This is a genomic window from Aeromonas sp. A04 (assembly GCF_047780465.1).
GTDB lineage: Bacteria > Pseudomonadota > Gammaproteobacteria > Enterobacterales > Aeromonadaceae > Aeromonas > Aeromonas bestiarum.
Window position 1 is genome coordinate 21,031 of the sequence record NZ_JBLNHP010000015.1, and the last position, 17,082, is coordinate 38,112.

The following is a 17,082-nucleotide window of genomic DNA, read 5'->3' on the forward strand; positions in this document are numbered from 1 at the left end:
TCCGGCCTTTTTGTATCCGCTCGGGCCTGCGCCAGCCGGGCACTACACTTTGCGAGTGACAATCAGGTCGATGCAAGGAGTGACCTATGAGACGGATATGGATAGGCCTGCTGGTGGCAGGCGTGCTGGGGCAGGGCGCCATGGCCGCCGAGCGGGCCCGCTATCTGGTGCAACTGGCAGCGGGTGCCGAGGCGGCTGTGCTGGCCCAGAGCAAGGGAATGGGCGGCGAGCTGGCATTGCAGCTGCCTGAACAGCATGCGCTGGCGCTCTGGTTGCCCCAGGTGGCGGCCGCGGCCCTGGCCCGCAACCCCAAGGTGTTGTGGGTCGAGCCGGATGCCAAACGCTATGCCAGCGCCGAGACCCTGCCCTACGGCATTCCCATGGTGCAGGCTCCACTGCTCAGTGACGCGGCGGCGGGAGAGGTGCTGGTGTGCATCATAGATTCAGGCTACAGCGGCGCCCACCCGGATCTGCCCCACGGGGCTCAGGTGCAAGGCAGTGACAACGCAGGCACCGGCAGCTGGAGCAGTGACGAGAACGGGCACGGCACCCATGTGGCGGGCACCATAGCCGCCGTGGGGGGCAACGACATAGGCGTGGTCGGGGTACTGCCAAACCAGAGCGTGCCGCTGCACATCATCAAGGTGTTCGGCGCCAACGGCTGGGCCTATACCTCGAACCTGGTGGGGGCCCTCAACGCCTGCAAGCAGGGGATGACCAGTCGCGGCTTTACCCGCATGGTCATCAACATGAGTCTGGGGGGCAATGTGCCCAGCAAGACGGAGGAGCAGGCCTTCAATCAGGCCTATGGCCAGAACGTGCTGAGCGTGGCGGCGGCAGGCAACGCGGGCAATACCAGCAAATCCTACCCGGCCTCCTATGCCAGCGTGGTGAGCGTGGCCGCCATCGATGCCAACAAGCAGCTGGCGTACTTCTCTCAACGCAACGATCAGGTGGAGCTGGCAGCCCCCGGCGTCGCCGTGCTCTCCACCGTGCCGACCGGCTATGCCAACTACAGCGGCACCTCGATGGCGACGCCGCACGTGGTCGGGGTCGCCGCTTTGGCCTGGTCACAGCGGCTGGAGTGCAGCAACGATCAGCTGCGCCAGACCCTGCGCAGAAGTGCTCAGGATCTGGGGGCGCCTGGGCGCGACAACAGCTATGGCTATGGCCTGGTACAGGCCAGGGCCGCGGCGGATCGGCTGGCGCTCGGCTGCGGCCCGGGCACCGGGGGCAGTGGCAAGCCGGGTGGTCGTAAGTAGCTGATTTTTGACATGGATCCCGTTCCGGCAATCTGTTTTTCCGGGGCAATGGGGTTGAGCTAGGCTTCAGTCACCATCCTCGTGGTGAGGGTGAAGAGGGAGACGAGACAGGCGATGAAGCAACTGATGATGATCCTGGTGTGTGCACTGGGACTCGTGGCGTGTAGCTCTCAATACATCATGAGTACCAAGGACGGGAAGATGATCACCACCGACAGCAAGCCCAAGCTGGATGAGAGCACCGGCATGTACCGCTATTACGATACCGAAGGGCGGGAGGTGATGATCAAGAAGGACGACGTCACCCAGATCATGGAGCGTTGAGGCTCCACCAAAGAACAAGGGCTGCCCGCGAGCAGCCCTTGTTATTTTCGGCCTCAGCTTATCTGGGCCACCTGCCGATTGACCTGGCCCACGAACAGCTGATGGAAGCGGGAGTGGGAGTTGGCCAGCAGGCTGACCGGCGAGCCCTGTTCCACCACGGTTCCCGCCTCCATCACCACCACCTTGTCCACCGACAGCAGCGGCTCCAGATGGTGGGCGATCACCAGGTAGCTGGCCTCCGGCCGGTAGCGATAGAGCAGCTCCGCCATCTTGCGCATGCCGCCGTGATCGAGATCCGAGGTCGCCTCGTCCAGTACGATGAGCGGACGGCGTGACAGCAGGATGCGGGCGATCACCAGCAACTGGGTCTCGCCGGCCGACAGTTGCAGCTTGTCGAGATCCTCGTCCAGCCGGCCGGCGCAGCGCTCGGCCAGACCGACCCGGGCCAGCGCCTGCTCCAGCGCCTCGTCATCCTGCTCGGTCAGCGGCGCCAGGTTGGCACGCAGGGTGCCGAAGAAGGTGAGAGGCGTCTGGGAGACTGTGTCGTAGAGATCGCGCACCGCCTCCGGTGCAAGCCGGGACAGCGGCTGATCGCCGTAATGGATCTCTCCCTGGGAGGCCGGGTACATGGCCTGCAGCACCCCGAGCAGCGAGCTCTTGCCCGCGCCGGTGCGCCCGCACACGCCGACCTTCTCGCCGGGGGCCAGTTCGAAGTTCACCTTGTGCAGGGCCCATTGGCTGGCTTCTGGATAGCGCAGTCCCAGGTTGTCGAAGCGCACCTTGGGATGGGGCGTCGCCAGTGTTTCCCCATGCTGGCGTTCGCTCTCGATTTCGCTGTACTCGCGCACCCGCTCCACCGCATTCATCACCTGCTCCACCTCGGCGAAGGTGCGAATGAGGGAGTTGAGCATGGCCGAGGCGGTAAAGGCGTAGGTGATGGCCACGGCCCCCAGCAGCGAGCTGTTGCCAAAGGCCACCATCAGCGCCACGGCGCCCACCAGGGCGGCGGAGAGCAGGGTCTGGTGCATGCCGAGCCAGCGGTTGATGGAGGTGGTGGTGTACCAGCTGCGCAGGTTGTTGTCATAGTGCAGCAGCACCTGATCCAGCGCGAAGCGCTCGGCTCCGGCCAGACGCAGGGCGGGGGCGCCGCGGATGGTCTCGCTGATGCTGATGTAGAGCGGCGAGCGCAGCACGGATGCCTGCCGCCGCAGCTTGAGCTGCACCGCCCGGTAGCGTCGCTGCAGCACGTAGAGCGCCCAGCCCACCAGGGGGGCGATGAGCAGCAGCAGCGGCATGTTGACGCCGATCACCACCACCTGCAGCAGCACGGAGATGAGCATGCCGAACAGCCCCATCAGCATGGACAGCAGTATCTCCTGCGCCTCCCCGAGATCCCGATCGAAGCGGTTGAGGATGCGCCCCTGGGGCACCTTGTCGAAGAAGGCCATGGGGGCGCGGCTGATGCGGCTCAGCATGCCGTCGAACAGGGTCCAGGCCAGCTTGAGCCCCAGCTTGTAGTTGATGATCCGCACCACCATGATGCAGGTGAGGGAGCCTGCCCCCAGCAGCACATAGATGCCGAGCAGCTCGCTCACCTCGGTGAGGCCGGCCTTGCCGCCGAGCCAGAGATCCGAGGCGATGCGCAGCCCCTCCTGACCCAGGGTGAGCAGCAGGGCGATCAGGATGGCGCCGGGGGCGGCGAGGCGCTGCCACATGAAGCCGAACAGGCCCCAGTCCACCTTGCCTTCCACCACCTTCTCTTCGTTGAACTGTTCCGCCTCCTGGGGGGCTACCATGGGGGCGGGGAGCGGATGCTGGATGAGATCCGCCAGCTGGTGGGCATCGAGCTCCACCAACTGGCCCTGCTCGATGCGGATCACCCGATCGCAGTGGGCCAGCACGTCAGGGTCGTGGCTCACCAGCAGCCGGGTCGGCCCCGGCTTGAAGGCGAGCCCCTGCTCCAGCACCTGGGCCGAGACGATGGGGTCCAGCGCCGAGAGGGGGTTGTCCAGCAGCAGGATATCGGCCTGGGCATAGAGGGCGCGGGCCAGGGCGACCCGCTGCTGCTGGCCGCCGGAGAGGCGGGTGCCCAGCTCCCCCACCAGGGTCTGATCGCCGTGGCTGAGCAGGCTGAGGTCGGCGCCGAGGGCGCAGGCCCCCAGCACCCAGCGATAGCGCTCGCCGTGCCAGGGCTGGCCGAACAAGATGTTGTTGCGGATGGTGTCGTTCATCAGCCAGGGCTTGTGACCCAGGTGGGCGACCCGGCCGTGACGGCGGATCTCTCCCTCGAAACTGTCGTCAAAGCCGGCGATGAGGTGCAGCAGGCAGCTCTTGCCGGCCCCTGTCGTGCCCGTGATCCCCACCAGTTCCCCCGGCTGTATGATGAGGTTGGCCCCCTGCAGTACCGTTTTTTGCTGGTGCAGGGCGGTGACGTCCTGGATCCGCAGGCTGCCGACGGGCAGGCTGGCATCGGTGAGATCCCTGTGCTGCTCCGGGCTGTTGAGGAACTCGCACAGCCGGTTGAAGCCGGTGTTGAAGTTGATCAGGGTGCGGATGAGATAGGGCAGCCGCATCATGGGGATCCGCAGCACGGCGAACAGGGCTATGGTGGTGAACACCTGGGGCAGGGTCAGGCTCTGTCCCGACATCAGATAGGTGGTGAAGGTGGCGAGCGTCACCAGCAGCGGCGTGCTCAGCATCAGGCTCTCGTTGATGGCGTCGAGCTTGAGCACCCGACCCAGCACCCCCAGCTCCTGCTGGCGCTTGTTGTTGGCCGCCCGGGTGAAGAAGGCGCCGAGCCCGTTCTGGCGCACCAGCCGCAGCTTCTTGATGTATTCCGCCAGTATGCCGTTGCGCTCGTCCTGCTGGCGCTTGAGCTGCTGCTCCTGCTGGTTCATCCGTCGCACCACCCGGGTGGAGATGAGCAGCAGCAGGGTGAGCACCGCAAAGCCTACCAGACCCGCGCTGCCCACCTGCCACACCAGCAGGGCTATGGTGCCGAGCAGCTGCAGTGCCATGGTGAGCGGCATGGCGGGGTCCGCAAGAATCCAAGTAATGTCCCACACGTCCCGGTTGATGAGGTTCTGCACCCGGCCACCGGCCCTGTCGTCGAAGCTCTTGCCGCCGAGCTTCATCACCTTGGCGAGCAGGGCTTCGGCCAGCAGGCGGCGAATGGGGACGTGCATCTTGAGCGCCAGCTGCAGCGAGTGCTCCGCCAGCATGCCGGCGGCCAGCACCGAGGCAAACAGGGCGAAGGCCAGCAGCAATTTCTGCTCAGTTGGGGCTCCCGCGCCGAGCTGGGTCATGCTGTGGTTGAGCAGCCATGGGCTGGCCAGGGTCGCCAGCATGCCGAGCAGTTGCAACAGGGTGAGCAGGCCAATCCGCCCCTTGTAATGGCGCCAGATGAAGGCGGTGATGGGCCAGGGACGCACAGGCGCGCGGGCTGTGAGTCGAAGGAAGGCATCGGCCCTGCCATCGCGTCTGTCTTCCGGCAGCAGGGGATAGAGGTCGTCGAGGCCGACCTGGGGCTCTTTCAGCCCCTTGCGTTGCAGCGGGCCCGTCCAGTGATAGAAGAGGCGGCTCAGCCAGCCGGCCGAGATTTCCGGGTGATCCAATGGGTGTCCTTATTATTGTGCTGCTTCCAGGGAGCGGGGCGACTCATGGGTCGCCCTCGATATTATGGTGTTATGGCTGCGGGCTCGTCGCCCGGTCGGGATCAGCGATCCCGGTTCAAGCGGATGAGTCGGTCCAGGATCTGCTCGCCATCGACCCGCAGGCCGTTGTGCTCGTATTCATTGGTGATCCAGGCGCGGCTGTTGCCGAGGCCCTTGAGGGTCTCGCGGCTGTAGTCGAACTCCACATACATGTCTTCGGCATAGACGGCGCAAGCCACAGGCACAGTGTTGCGGGCCAGTTGCGCCGGGTCGTAGAGCGGCCCCCAATCGGCCTTCTTGGCCAGCAGGTGGGCGGCTTCCTTCAGGGGGATGAGCTCGCGGAACTGCTCGAACATCCAGGGGAAGATCATCTCGCCGGTGAAGGCGAAGTCTTTGCCGGGCGCCCAGGCCAGGGCCGGGTACTCGCCTCTGACCCGCTCGGCCGCCCAGTTGCTGGCGGCCCCTTCGGCGTAGATGGACTCATGCAGTATGGCGAACACCGGATTGGTGTTGAACGGCTGCATGGCTTGTACCTGATAGAGGAAGGCGGGGTTGAGCCGCTCGCCGATGAAGGCGTCTTCCAGCAGGTAGTAGAGCTCCTCGAAGGCGCCGCTGGCGCCGAGATCCAGCCCCTGCTGCTGCAACTGCTCCACCGTCAGACGCTGGCCGTTGGGCAGGCGTACCTCGTGGCGGTGCAGGTGATTGGCCAGCCGGTTGGCGATGGCCTGGGCATGGGGGAAGCGGGTGAAGAAGGCGCGGTTCTTGTCCGCCACCCGTTGATAGGTGGCGCGGTAGACCTCATCTGCACTGCGGCCTATGGGGGCCACGCCGCCGGTGAGGTAGACCTCGTGCAGGCTGTCCGGGAACAGGGAGAGATAGGTGAGGCTGCAGAAACCGCCGAAGCTCTGGCCGAGCAGGCTCCAGGGGCGGTCCGGGCTCAAGATCTCGCGAATGCATTCGGCGTCGCGCACTATGCTGTCGGCGCGAAAGTGGCTGAGATAGTCCGCCTGCTGCCGGGCCGTGAGCTGGGCCAGCGCATCGGCGCTGATGGGGGCCGAGTGACCCGTGCCGCGCTGATCGAGCAGCAATACCCGAAACTCCTGCAAGGCCCGCTTGAGCCAGCCGCTGTCGGCGGTCGGGCGCGGGGCGCCAAAGCCGGGGCCTCCCTGCAGGAACAGCAACCAGGGCAGCTCGTCGTCCAGTCTGTCCTGGCGACAGAGGGTGCGACCAAACAGGGTGAGCGTCTCCTCGTCGTCCGGCTGCTGGTGGTCGAGGGGCACGGTGAAGAAGTGTGGTTCGCAATGGATGCCGTCCAGCACGTAACGCAAGGGGCTGCTCATCTTGGGTCTCCCTGAGGGTAGGAAAATCGTCGGCCTCATCATAGCCCTGGCGTGGGTATGGGTCACGCCGGTTTTCCAAATTGTTAACATTGTCATGAGTCGGGACGCGGGCGTCTGGCTGATGAATTTATTGTCGAGAAGGGAGTTGACGCTGGCTGGTGGTTACACAAAGATGGCTCGCCTGCCGAGCTGGGCAGGGGATACGCGTGCAACAGGTTGAGGTGGGCTCGATGAAGCCTAAGTGGATACGATTCAGGAAAAGAGAGAAAGAGGTGGATCCGGAGGGGGTGTTGCAAACGGGCCTGTGGCTGTTTAGCGCCACCTGTGGGGCAACGCTGCTATTGGCGGCCTGCAACGGCAGCTGACCTGAATGAAAAAAGCCCGCTCGGTGAGCGGGCTTTTCAAATTTGGCTCCTCCTGCTGGACTTGAACCAGCGACATACGGATTAACAGTCCGCCGTTCTACCGACTGAACTAAGGAGGAATTATTGGTGCCCAGAGACGGAATCGAACCGCCGACACGGGGATTTTCAATCCCCTGCTCTACCGACTGAGCTATCTGGGCAACGGCGCGCATTAAACCCTTTCTGCGTTCGGGTGTCAACCGCAGGGCGCAGATTGCTGCACTGTTCGCTCGATAACTGAACAATCTTCCCGCTTGTCATCCGTTTTCGCCCTCATTCGTGCCCTGTTGTGCTGTCTTGCCCGCTTGCAGCCATGAAAAAGGGGGCCTGATGCCCCCTGAACGCCAGTGCCATGACTCAATGACGGCTGACGATGATCCTTCCTGTGCTCATGTCACGAGCCTGGCCGGTGACGCTGATCTTGAGGCCATATTCGGGCAGCAGACGACCGGCATCCGGGATCTCCTTGCTCTGGTAGCTGCGGGAATCCTTGAACACCCGGTTCGGGGTGATCCAGAAGTCGCGCAGCAAGGAGCCGCTCGGATGCTTGAGGTTGAGTGGTTGCTGGAAGCCCAGGCTGAAGGTGGCATCGTGGATCTGGTAGCGAGTACCGGCCACGGCGCCGTCACTCCACTTCAGAGTGCGTTGGTCTGCATCAACGACGCCGAGGAAGCCCTCACCCGGGTGGACGCCTACCCAGTTGTTGTCCTGGCTGTTGTCCACGTACCAGAGCAACATGCCCGGCTCGTAGCGCATCAGCTGGTCAGCCACGTTGATGTGGGCCAGCCCCTTGTCGACCCCTGCGTGGTTGCGCCACTCGGCCAGGTAGTAGTGATCCTTTGCCTCGTTGCCGTTGCTCTTCACGAAGCCTGCCAGGGTAAAGGCAGAACTGCCCTCGGCCCCATCGCTCAGCAGTACCTCGCCGTCGGCGGCCACCTGGAGTTCATCCACGAACAGGCCGTTCTCGGCCACGCCGCCATCGCTCTGGTATTGCAGGGTCAGAGTGATCTGCTGCCCAGCCCAGGGGGTCAGGTCGAACTCGGCATCGGTCCAGCCATTGGAGTTGCCCGTGATGCCGACCCCGAAGCCGACCCCATTGGGATCGTCGCTGGTAGTCAGGTTGCCCGCGATGGGCTGGCCGTTGACCAGTACCCTGGCGTAGTCATATCCCTCTTCAATCTGATACCAGGCCTTGAACGCCAGGCTGGCGCTCTGCCTGCCGCCCAGATCCAGCTTGAGGTTCATGCGGTTGTCCAGATTGTTGGCCTTGCCACCGTGATACTGGTACTGGCCGGCGTAGGGCGGGTTGAGCGGGATCTGCTTGGCAGGCAGGTTGATGCGCACCACGTCGTCGTTGCGACCCTTGTCATTGGCCTGATCCAGCATGTAGACGTTGCCGCGGGGGCTGAGGTCGGCGAGCTGCACATTGCTGCCATGCAGCCAGTTGCCGCCGAGGGAGGCCTGCAGAAACTCCTTGGCCCAGGCGGAGAAACCGGTCGGCTCGGTGCCGCCAATCACCCCGGCCCAGGAGCCGGATGACATGATGGACCAGGTGGCCACCGGTTCCCCCTTGCCGGTGTACTTGGTGTCGTACTCGTCCGGCAGTCCCAGATCGTGGCCATATTCGTGGGCACAGACCCCGGCTGCCGCATCAATGGGCTGGATGGTGTAGTCGTAGGCGGCAAACTGGCCGCCGAAGCTGCCGTGTGGGCTGCTGGTGCCCGGGATGGGGTAGGGGGTGCCCAGGTTCCAGCGGTGTGCCCAGATGGCATCCTCGCCGAGATCGCCGCCGCCAGCCTCTTCACCGACGCTGGAGTGGAAGATCATCAGGTGGTCGATGAGGCCGTCCGGCTCGTCCCGGTTGCCGTTGCCGTTCAGATCGTAGCGATCCTCCTGATCAAACTGGGCCAGGTCGATGGCGGGGTCGTTGGCTATCTGGATCAGTGCCTCCTTCACCAGGTCCCTTATGGTGTTCGGGGTGGCGTTGGCACCGTAGTAGGCGGCATTCTTGCTGGCGGTATACCAGCCCGCCACCTGACCGCGCACGCTGTAGCTCTTGCCGGATTGCTGCTCGTAGAACTGGCGCATGGAGATGAACTTCTCACCGTTCGGGCCGGCATAGCCCTTGTCGGAGAACAGCAGGTCGTTGTAGTGCGCCTGAGTGTAATCCGGGTAGTACATCTTGGTGAGTTCGGGGCTGACGCTGTTCTTCGGGTAGTCGGGGAAATCCACCAGGATGGCGAGGATCTTGTCCTTGCGCATCTTGCCTTGGTAGTGCTCCTTCTCGATGGCCTTGAGCAGCAGTGTCGGCACCCGATCGCCGGGACGGGCCGTGCCGTTGAAGCGGATCTTCTTGAGGATGGTCTCCCGCACCTTGCCCTCTTTCACCGCCAGGGTGCCACTGCTGCCGTTGTAGGCTCGTGACTTTTCGCGGTAGAAGCTGGCGAGGGCTGCCTGTTCCATCTCGGGAGAGGCCAGGGTCGGGATGCGGCCGCTCTTTTTGAGCATCTCCAGCACCTTCACCTCGTCCGCCAGAGGGGCATCGAACGGGCCATGTACCGGGGCGGCCATGGCGTGGTTTCCAATCATAAGGGTTGAGCCCATGAGCAGGCTCATTATTGTTTTTTTAGGCATTATCTATGTGCTCCTTCACATGATAAAAAGGGAGCCCTGCTGGCTCCTCTTTCCGTACGGGCAGTGCTCCGCCCGCGTCTCTTGATACACCCCGGGCCTGGCCTTGTCACCGTGTTCAGGCTGGTTGATAGTACTGATATTAAAGTGGTTTTCGATTGTGTTATGCCGCTGGCGACCTCTCTGGTGAAGTTCCGTATGGGGCATGTTGTGGGCGGTGGCAGATTACACTTTATTAACCTTTTGTGATGGCACCCCATTTGGGGTGGCCGTGGCGGACCCGCTATCTTGGTTTGCCGCATTGAGCCGGATGCGCTCTGCGGGTATGCTTTGCCGCAACTATGCCGCCCGGGGTGCAGCGAGTCTGAACAGGCACCCTGTGGCCGACGGCATTTGACACCAACCAAGTACCATCTGGGGTTAATATGAGTCTTGATATGCAAGAGTGGCGTGCAGAGACCACCGCCATCGTCAACGAGTTGCTGGCCGATGGCAGCAACCCGGATCTGGAATACGAGATTGAGCACCACTTCGCCTGCCAGGATTTCGATCAGCTGGAGAAGGCCGCCGTCGACCTGTTCAAGGCCGGTTTTGAAGTGACAGATGCCGAAGAGATGGAGCTGGATGACGGCGCCCCCATCTTCTGCTTCGACGCCACCGTCGAGTGCAAGCTGGAGATCGAGACCATAGTCGCCGACATCGAAAAAATGCTGCCTATCCTTCAGAAATATGGCGTGGACTACGACGGCTGGGGCACCTACTTCCAGGAGTAAGCGCGCTTGAAGCACAGCTGACTGTCTACCTGACAAGCAAAAGGCCACCCTCTGGGTGGCCTTTTCGTTGGCTGGCGGTCAGGCGCCGGGCAGCCGGTAGCTGCGGGCAAACTCGTCGGGGGGCAGGGGGCGGCTGAACAGGTAGCCCTGCAGCCGATCGCAACCGGCCTGCACCAGCCAGGCCTGCTGTTCTGGGGTTTCGACCCCTTCGGCCGTGATCCTGATCCCCAGCTCGTGACCCAGACCTATGACGGAGCGCACTATGGCGGTGGTGGCCTGGTTGGTGGCCAGCCCCTGGGTGAAGCTGCGGTCCAGCTTGAGGGTGGCTACCTGCAGCCTCGGCAGGTAGGCGAGCGAGCAATAACCCGTGCCGAAGTCATCGATGGCGAGCTGGAATCCCGCCTCGATCAGGTTGGCCAGGTTGCTCTCGATCTCGTCGGCGTTCTCCATCAGCACGCCTTCGGTGATCTCCAGCTCCAGTTGCCAGGGGGCCAGGCCGTGGCGCTCGATGCAGGCGAAGATCTGCGGGCAGAGCTCTGGGTCGCGAAATTGCAGCGGCGACAGGTTGATGGAGAGCACCAGATCCGGCGCCGCCGCCTGCCAGCGCGCCAGCTGGGCGCAGCCCTGTTCCAGCATGCGCTGGCCGAGCTGGCCGATGAGCCCCAGTTCCTCCGCCAGCGGGATGAACTCATCCGGCGAGATCATGCCGAGCTCTGGGTGAGGCCAGCGGCAGAGCAGCTCGGCCCCGTGCAGCTGATTGTTGCGGGTGCTGATGATGGGCTGATAGACGGCGGTGAGCTGACCCGACTTGATGGCCAGCGGCAGCTGGGCCGCGATCAGCTGACGGCGCTTGAGTTTGGCGTCGAGTTCGGGATCGAACAGGGTGCAGTGCTGCTGCTGACGCTTGCCCTGGGCCAGCGCGGCCTCGGCATGGCTCAGCAGCCGCTCCGCATCGTTGGCCTTGCCGTGGGCTATGCCGAGGAACACCGGGATCTGGATCCTGTGCTCCTCGACCTGATAGGGCACCATCAGCTCCCCTTGCAGGCGGCGGCTCCAGTCGGCCAGCGGTTCGGTCAGCTCGGGCAGCAGCATGGCGAAGTCGTCGGCGGCGACCCGGCACACCAGCGACTGGGGCGGGGCCAGCTGTTGCAGGCGACGGGCCACCTGACTCAGCAGGCGATCGGCCACCCGGATGCCGAAGCGGTCGTTGATCTCGCGAAAGTGTTGCAGATCGACCAGCAGCAGGCTGGCCTTGCGGGCGCCGAGATGGCGGCTGGTCTGCAGAAAGTGGGAGAGTTTGAGCAGGCCGGTCAGGCTGTCGTAGTGCTGTTCCTGCTGCAGCTGGGCCTGGGTGGTGCGCAGCCCTGTGATGTCTCGGCTCAACGTCAGGATGCCGAGGGAGTTGCCCTCGTCGTCCGGCACATCGACCCGGGTGACCTCCAGGTAACGGCCCTGGCCGCTGGCATCCACCAGACAGTATTCACCGCGCCCCATCGGCAGCTCGGTGGAGAGGCGGTGAGCCACCCGCTGGCCGAGCGCCTCGCTCGCCACCATGCCCATGAAGTCGAGAAAGGCCTGATTGCAGTCGATGAGCAGGCCCTGATGATCCTCCAGCCGGATGGGATCCGGGATGGCGTCCAGCAGGCGGCGCTGCAGCAGTTGTTGCTGGCGGAAGGTCTGCTCCAGCTCCTTGCGCTGACCAATCTCGTTGACCATGCCGAACAGGGCGACCGGCTTGCCCTGCTCGTCATAGAGCGGGATCTTGTGGATCTCCATCCAGCTGGTGGCATCGCCGCTGTGGCAGTGCAACTGCTGATAGAGCAGGGGCTTGCCATCCGTCAGCAACTGCTGATCCTCTTCCCGAAAGATGTCGCCCCACGGCATGTCCGCGTCCGTCTTGCCGATGAGATCCGCCGGTTGCAACAGCCCCGCCTGCTCCGTAAAGACCCGGTTGGCAAACAGGTAGCGTCCGGCCGTATCCCGGCAGAAGATATTCATGGGTAACTGATCGATGATCTGCTGCAGCAGAGTCAGGGTGAGCAAGGAATTCACGCAGACACTCACGGGGGAAATTTCGAGCAAATCTATGATAGCAGGCTGGTTTTGTAAAGCTTGGGTTAAGGCTGATGCATTTCTGTCGATCTCTGCTGACAGTCTGTGTCGCTGACGCCATAATAGCCGCCGGTTGGCCTATGGCCGGATTATATGGATGAGAGAAGCAGCATGAAAAAGATTGTGGGAGTAGCACTGGCCCTGTTGATGGCCGGTTGTGCCAGCGACAACAATGGCGGCGAGCAGTACCGCTATACCCCGCCGGTTGCCAAGGCGACCAACAACACCCAGGAGATGCAGATCCCGGTGGATCTGGTGTGGGCCCGTGCCGAGAAGTGGTTTGGCGATCACGGCCTCAACATCGAGAACAGCCAGCGTGGCTCCGGTCTGATGACCGCCAATGTCGAGAACTCGGCCGACGGCCTGGAGTGGCTGGATTGCGGCACCATGGGTTCCAAAGTGGCGCTGGGCAACCCCAATCTGCAGATCAACCTGATCATCACCCAGAGCGGCAACAACAGCGTGGCGACCGTCAACGTCAAGGGCAACACCCAGCTCTACTTCGTCGAATCCTCCGGCGAGCGCGTGCTGGCACCCTCCATCACCCCGGTCTGCGTCTCTCGCGGCAGCCTGGAACAGAGCCTGTTTTCTACCCTGGGCAACTGATCCGCCTCCGTCAGCCGCCCGCTTGCCAGGCGGCTCGCACCAAACACCCCGTTGCCTGCAACGGGGTGTTTGTTTTTGGGGCCGTGTGCAGCAAGGCGGGGAATGCCGCCATCCGCTTATCCTGGCTGCCACTCCCGCATGCCAGCATGGTGCGGCCAGCCATAAAAAAACGCCCCGGCAGGAACCGGGGCGTTTGATGGCATGGGCAGGCAATCAGAGGGCGCTGTCGCCGTGAAACAGTGCCTGCTCGCCGGATTTGAGCAGATAACCCTTCCAGGGGAAGAGCTGATAGGCGCCGCCCTGCCAGGACCAGTTGCCTTCGTCTCCTTGCCGGGTCAGGCGGGTCTGCTCACCGCTTGGCAGTGTCAGTTCGGCCTGGCTCTGGTCGGCGTTGAACAGCACGAAGGCGCTGCCGGTTTCATTCGCCTCGAGGGATTGCAGCCGCACCGCCTGCTCGAACAGACGCACGCACTGGTTGGTCAGCGCTGACCATTGATAACCGGCGCTGGCACGGCAGCCGTGGATATCCTGATCATTGCCGACCATATGCTGGGTCGGGGTACTGCAGGCCGCCAGCAGCAGGGAGGCGGCCATCAGGGTCAGAGTGCGCATGCTTACTCCTGCTTGTCTTCGAGATTGTCCCGTTCGATGACGATGTTGGAGAAACCCAGCTCCTTGAAGTAGTTCTCCTGATAATCCTTCACGCTCTTCTTGTCGCGGCGGCAGACCTGCGCCAGCTGGGCCTCCATGGCGTGGAAGCTGGCGAGATCCAGCCCTTCGGCGGCGGCAATGGCGTCGTAGATGCTGCGGAACTTGTCGTTCGCATAGCCGAGCTCTTTGGTCTGTTTTTTGTAGGTGTAGGTGATCTTAAACGCCATCTGGCCCTTCCTTCTTCGATTTGGCTTGCTTGCGCTGGACATAGAGATAGAGGCTTTCGACCTTCTCCCGGGCCCAGGGAGTCTTGCGCAAGAACTTCAGACTGGACTTGATGCTGGGAGCGTCGGTGAAGCAGCGGATGTTGATCTGCTGTCCCAGCTCTTCCCAGCCGTAGTGCTCGACCAGGGCGGTGACGATCGCCTCCAGGGTCAGCCCGTGCAGCGGGTTCTTTGGTTGCGAGGCGCCTGGCTGCTCACTCATGCCTTGGCCGCCAAGGTGGCAAAGGGTTGACCCATGCGGGTGGTGACGCCGTTGGCCAGATGCGGCTCGAAGCCCGCCAGCATACCGGGTCCAAACAGGCAGACGACTGTGCTGCCTAGCTTGAACAGGCCCATCTCGGCCCCTTGTTGCAGTGTGATGGCCTCATCGCCGCTGTAATCCCAGCGCACCACTTCCTTCTGCCTGGTCGGCGCTATATTGCCGGCCCAGATGGTCTCGATACTCGCGACTATAGTGGCACCAACCAGCACCAGCGCCATGGGACCATGGGGGGTGCGGAAGGTGGCGACCACCCGTTCGTTGCGGGCGAACAGGTTCGGTACCTTCTCGGCGGTGAGCGGGTTGACGGAGAAGAGATCCCCCGGCACGAACACCATGCTCTCCAGCACGCCGTCCAGCGGCATGTGGATGCGGTGGTAATCCTTGGGTGCCAGATAGATGGTGGCAAAGTCGCCATCCTTGAACGGCGCCACCAGATCCTCATAGCCACCCAGCAGTTCACGGGCGCTGTAGTCGTGGCCCTTGGCCTGGATGATGCGACCCTGATGGATGGGGCCGAGCTGGCTGACTGTGCCGTCGACCGGCAGGGCCAGAGTCATGGCATCCTCTACCAGCGGACGTATCCCCGGCTTGAGCTCACGGGTGAAGAACTGGTTGAAGCTCTTGTAGTGGGCCGGACTCTCGTGCAGCGCCTCGCTCATGTCGACGCCGTACTGCTTGATAAACGCCTCTATCACCTTGGTGGTGAGGTTACCGGCTTCGGCAGCCGCCAGCTTGCCTACCAGACGGGAGAGGGCGTGTTTGGGCAGGCAGTATTGACCGGCAATTTTCAGGTTGTCAGTGATGCTCATGATCTTCATCGAAATAATAAGTTGAATGGGTCACAGCCGGGCCTGTTGCCGACCGTGGCGGGCTTCCTGCATGGTTTCCAGGATGCGGTGATAGTTGTGGAAGCGATCGGCGCTGATGTCGCCACGGTCGACCGCCGCGCGCAGGGCACAGCCAGGATCGTCCTTGTGGGTGCAGTCGCGGAATCGGCAACCACCCAGATAGTCGCGGAACTCGATGAAGCACCAGGTGATGCGATCGGCTTCCAGATGCCAGAGGGCGAACTCGCGAATACCGGGGGAATCGATCAGATCGCCGCCGCTCGGGAAGTGATAGAGCCGCGCCGTGGTGGTGGTGTGCGTACCGAGTCCCGAGTTTTCGGAGATCTCGCCGGTGAGCACATCCAGCCCCGGCATCAAGGCGTTGGTGAGCGACGATTTGCCCACCCCGGACTGGCCGACGAAGATGCTGATCTTGCCTTCGAACTGGGCCTTGAGCTCATCCAGCCCTTCGCCGCTCTCGCAGCTGACCAGGATCACCTGGTAGCCCAGCTTGCGATAGGGGTCGAGCTGGCTATCGATGCGGGCACGGGCCGCGGCATCGAGCATGTCGACCTTGTTCAGCACTATGAGCGGCTGGATCTCCACATCCTCGGCGGCCACCAGATAGCGGTCGACGATGTTGGTGGAGAACTCCGGCATCACCGCCGAGACGATGATGATCTGGTCTATGTTGGCGGCGATGGGTTTGACCCCGTCGTAGAAGTCCGGCCGGGTCAACACAGAGTGGCGCGGATGCACCGCCTCTATGACCCCTGCGGTCGCGGCATTGAGGCCGGGACGCCAGACCACCTTGTCGCCGCACACCAGGCTGCTGATGCTGCTGCGACGCAGGTTGCTGCGGTGTATGGTGCCATCGACGGCTTCCACATCCGCATGCTGACCGAAGCGGCTTATCACTACCCCTTCGATAGCCGGGCCAAACAGGGTGTCATCCACGACAGTAGTGTGATCTTTTTGCAGCCGCCGCTCGCGGTTGGCCTGGACGCGCCTTTGTTGACCCAGATTGAGTTTTGCTTTCTTTGCCACTCGATTCGCCAGTTTATGAACAGATCCAAAGCCAGTATGATACATGCAAATTGGCAAAATTCCGCCATTCCTCCCAATAGAGAGAGCAATCATGACAGTCAGCGCGCAGAACCTGGTATGGATCGACATGGAGATGACGGGTCTGGACCCCGAAGAGAACGTGGTACTGGAGATCGCCACCATAGTCACCGACAAGGATCTGAACGTGCTGGCCGAAGGGCCTGTCATCGCCATCCACCAGAGCGATGAAGAGCTGGCCAAGATGGACGACTGGAACGTCAACACCCATACCAAGAGCGGGCTGGTGGCCCGGGTCAAGGCGAGTCAGCACGACGACGCCCGCGCCGTGGCCGAGACGCTCGCGTTCATCCGCCAGTGGGTGCCGGAGCGTACCAGCCCGCTGTGCGGCAACAGCATAGGCCAGGATCGCCGCTTCATGGTCAAGCACATGGGCGAGCTGGAAGCCTTCTTCCATTACCGCAACGTCGACGTCAGCACCATCAAGGAGCTGGTACGTCGCTGGCAGCCCGAACTGCTGGATCAGTTCAGCAAGAGTGGCTCCCATCAGGCGCTGGACGACATCCGCGAATCCATCGCCGAGTTGCGCTTCTATCGCAGCCATGTCTTCAAGATCTGAGTGCCAGGCAAGGAGTTGCCATCGATCGGTTGCTAAAATCGACAGTTCGGCCAGCTTTTGAGCGAACGCGCGCAACCAGACGAAAAAGCCCTTGCAATTGGAAAGACTGCTCTTATAATTCGGCTCCCGTGCAGTAGCGCAAGCAACCAAATTCTGCACGATTTGTTTTGATGCCATTTTATGGTGTGTGCGGGAATAGCTCAGTTGGTAGAGCACGACCTTGCCAAGGTCGGGGTCGCGAGTTCGAGTCTCGTTTCCCGCTCCAAAAT

At 62.7% G+C, this 17,082-nt stretch carries 14 protein-coding genes and 3 tRNA genes; 6 read left to right on the forward strand and 11 right to left on the reverse strand.

Going from position 1 to position 17,082, the window contains the following annotated elements; genetic code table 11:
• Positions 1–86: 86 nt before the first annotated feature.
• Complete coding sequence (locus tag ACM3N8_RS21910; RefSeq protein ID WP_416016585.1) at positions 87–1,262, forward strand: S8 family peptidase; 1,176 nt, start codon at positions 87–89, stop codon at positions 1,260–1,262.
• A gap of 114 nt (positions 1,263–1,376) precedes the next feature.
• Positions 1,377–1,586 (forward strand): YgdI/YgdR family lipoprotein, encoded by a 210-nt coding sequence (locus tag ACM3N8_RS21915; RefSeq protein WP_042870938.1) that lies wholly within the window; start codon positions 1,377–1,379, stop codon positions 1,584–1,586.
• Between the two features lie 53 nt (positions 1,587–1,639).
• On the opposite strand, the gene ACM3N8_RS21920 is transcribed toward ACM3N8_RS21915, so the two are convergent.
• The 5 genes from ACM3N8_RS21920 to ACM3N8_RS21940 all read right to left on the reverse strand — a co-directional run bounded on the left by ACM3N8_RS21920 (position 1,640) and on the right by ACM3N8_RS21940 (position 9,587).
• On the reverse strand, positions 1,640–5,200 hold the full coding sequence (locus tag ACM3N8_RS21920) for an ATP-binding cassette domain-containing protein (RefSeq protein ID WP_416016586.1): 3,561 nt from the start codon (positions 5,198–5,200) through the stop codon (positions 1,640–1,642).
• A gap of 101 nt (positions 5,201–5,301) precedes the next feature.
• Positions 5,302–6,579, reverse strand: coding sequence for an alpha/beta hydrolase (locus tag ACM3N8_RS21925; protein WP_241326754.1), 1,278 nt, complete (start codon positions 6,577–6,579; stop codon positions 5,302–5,304).
• Between the two features lie 408 nt (positions 6,580–6,987).
• Positions 6,988–7,063: transfer RNA gene (locus tag ACM3N8_RS21930), tRNA-Asn, on the reverse strand.
• 5 nt (positions 7,064–7,068) lie between these two features.
• Positions 7,069–7,144, reverse strand: a tRNA-Phe gene (locus ACM3N8_RS21935).
• A gap of 196 nt (positions 7,145–7,340) precedes the next feature.
• Positions 7,341–9,587: an immune inhibitor A domain-containing protein gene (locus ACM3N8_RS21940; RefSeq protein WP_416016587.1), complete on the reverse strand. Its 2,247-nt coding sequence runs from the start codon at positions 9,585–9,587 to the stop codon at positions 7,341–7,343.
• Positions 9,588–10,039: 452 nt separating this feature from the next.
• Here ACM3N8_RS21940 and rraB point away from each other — a divergent pair, with 452 nt between their 5' ends.
• On the forward strand, positions 10,040–10,387 hold the full coding sequence (gene rraB / locus ACM3N8_RS21945; RefSeq protein WP_080741122.1) for a ribonuclease E inhibitor RraB: 348 nt from the start codon (positions 10,040–10,042) through the stop codon (positions 10,385–10,387).
• Positions 10,388–10,465: 78 nt separating this feature from the next.
• On the opposite strand, the gene ACM3N8_RS21950 is transcribed toward rraB, so the two are convergent.
• Complete coding sequence (locus ACM3N8_RS21950) at positions 10,466–12,439, reverse strand: EAL domain-containing protein (protein ID WP_098982566.1); 1,974 nt, start codon at positions 12,437–12,439, stop codon at positions 10,466–10,468.
• 171 nt (positions 12,440–12,610) lie between these two features.
• Here ACM3N8_RS21950 and ACM3N8_RS21955 point away from each other — a divergent pair, with 171 nt between their 5' ends.
• The gene (locus tag ACM3N8_RS21955) at positions 12,611–13,105 is read left to right on the forward strand and encodes a hypothetical protein (RefSeq protein ID WP_017410927.1); all 495 of its coding nucleotides are present in this window, start codon (positions 12,611–12,613) and stop codon (positions 13,103–13,105) included.
• 213 nt (positions 13,106–13,318) lie between these two features.
• Here the strand turns inward: ACM3N8_RS21955 and ACM3N8_RS21960 are convergent, their stop codons facing one another.
• The 5 genes from ACM3N8_RS21960 to rsgA are packed head-to-tail and all read right to left on the reverse strand — an operon-like array spanning position 13,319 to position 16,176.
• The gene (locus ACM3N8_RS21960) at positions 13,319–13,717 is read right to left on the reverse strand and encodes a hypothetical protein (protein WP_098982569.1); all 399 of its coding nucleotides are present in this window, start codon (positions 13,715–13,717) and stop codon (positions 13,319–13,321) included.
• 2 nt (positions 13,718–13,719) lie between these two features.
• Positions 13,720–13,983, reverse strand: a complete 264-nt coding sequence (locus ACM3N8_RS21965) for a DUF2960 domain-containing protein (protein ID WP_043556263.1) — start codon at positions 13,981–13,983, stop codon at positions 13,720–13,722.
• Positions 13,973–14,242, reverse strand: a complete 270-nt coding sequence (locus ACM3N8_RS21970) for a VF530 family DNA-binding protein (protein WP_241278640.1) — start codon at positions 14,240–14,242, stop codon at positions 13,973–13,975. The genes ACM3N8_RS21965 and ACM3N8_RS21970 overlap by 11 nt, the downstream gene beginning before the upstream one ends.
• Complete coding sequence (gene asd / locus ACM3N8_RS21975; RefSeq protein WP_416016588.1) at positions 14,239–15,111, reverse strand: archaetidylserine decarboxylase; 873 nt, start codon at positions 15,109–15,111, stop codon at positions 14,239–14,241. The genes ACM3N8_RS21970 and asd overlap by 4 nt, the downstream gene beginning before the upstream one ends.
• A gap of 30 nt (positions 15,112–15,141) precedes the next feature.
• The gene (gene rsgA / locus ACM3N8_RS21980; protein WP_042870911.1) at positions 15,142–16,176 is read right to left on the reverse strand and encodes a small ribosomal subunit biogenesis GTPase RsgA; all 1,035 of its coding nucleotides are present in this window, start codon (positions 16,174–16,176) and stop codon (positions 15,142–15,144) included.
• A 91-nt stretch (positions 16,177–16,267) separates the two neighbouring features.
• Here rsgA and orn point away from each other — a divergent pair, with 91 nt between their 5' ends.
• Together orn and ACM3N8_RS21990 are read left to right on the forward strand one after the other, a co-directional pair.
• Entirely contained in the window at positions 16,268–16,813 is a 546-nt protein-coding gene (gene orn / locus ACM3N8_RS21985) for an oligoribonuclease (protein ID WP_241278638.1), read from the forward strand.
• Between the two features lie 189 nt (positions 16,814–17,002).
• A tRNA-Gly gene (locus tag ACM3N8_RS21990) sits at positions 17,003–17,078 on the forward strand.
• The last annotated feature ends 4 nt before the right edge of the window (positions 17,079–17,082 follow it).

Excerpts from the sequence above, each read along its gene's own strand:
- ACM3N8_RS21910 (WP_416016585.1), top strand. The coding sequence starts at position 87 with ATGAGACGGATATGGATAGGCCTGCTGGTGGCAGGCGTGCTGGGGCAG.
- ACM3N8_RS21915 (WP_042870938.1), top strand. The coding sequence starts at position 1,377 with ATGAAGCAACTGATGATGATCCTGGTGTGTGCACTGGGACTCGTGGCG.
- ACM3N8_RS21925 (WP_241326754.1), bottom strand. The coding sequence starts at position 6,579 with ATGAGCAGCCCCTTGCGTTACGTGCTGGACGGCATCCATTGCGAACCA.
- ACM3N8_RS21940 (WP_416016587.1), bottom strand. The coding sequence starts at position 9,587 with ATGGGCTCAACCCTTATGATTGGAAACCACGCCATGGCCGCCCCGGTA.
- rraB (WP_080741122.1), top strand. The coding sequence starts at position 10,040 with ATGAGTCTTGATATGCAAGAGTGGCGTGCAGAGACCACCGCCATCGTC.
- ACM3N8_RS21955 (WP_017410927.1), top strand. The coding sequence starts at position 12,611 with ATGAAAAAGATTGTGGGAGTAGCACTGGCCCTGTTGATGGCCGGTTGT.
- ACM3N8_RS21960 (WP_098982569.1), bottom strand. The coding sequence starts at position 13,717 with ATGCGCACTCTGACCCTGATGGCCGCCTCCCTGCTGCTGGCGGCCTGC.
- ACM3N8_RS21965 (WP_043556263.1), bottom strand. The coding sequence starts at position 13,983 with ATGGCGTTTAAGATCACCTACACCTACAAAAAACAGACCAAAGAGCTC.
- ACM3N8_RS21970 (WP_241278640.1), bottom strand. The coding sequence starts at position 14,242 with ATGAGTGAGCAGCCAGGCGCCTCGCAACCAAAGAACCCGCTGCACGGG.
- asd (WP_416016588.1), bottom strand. The coding sequence starts at position 15,111 with ATGAGCATCACTGACAACCTGAAAATTGCCGGTCAATACTGCCTGCCC.
- orn (WP_241278638.1), top strand. The coding sequence starts at position 16,268 with ATGACAGTCAGCGCGCAGAACCTGGTATGGATCGACATGGAGATGACG.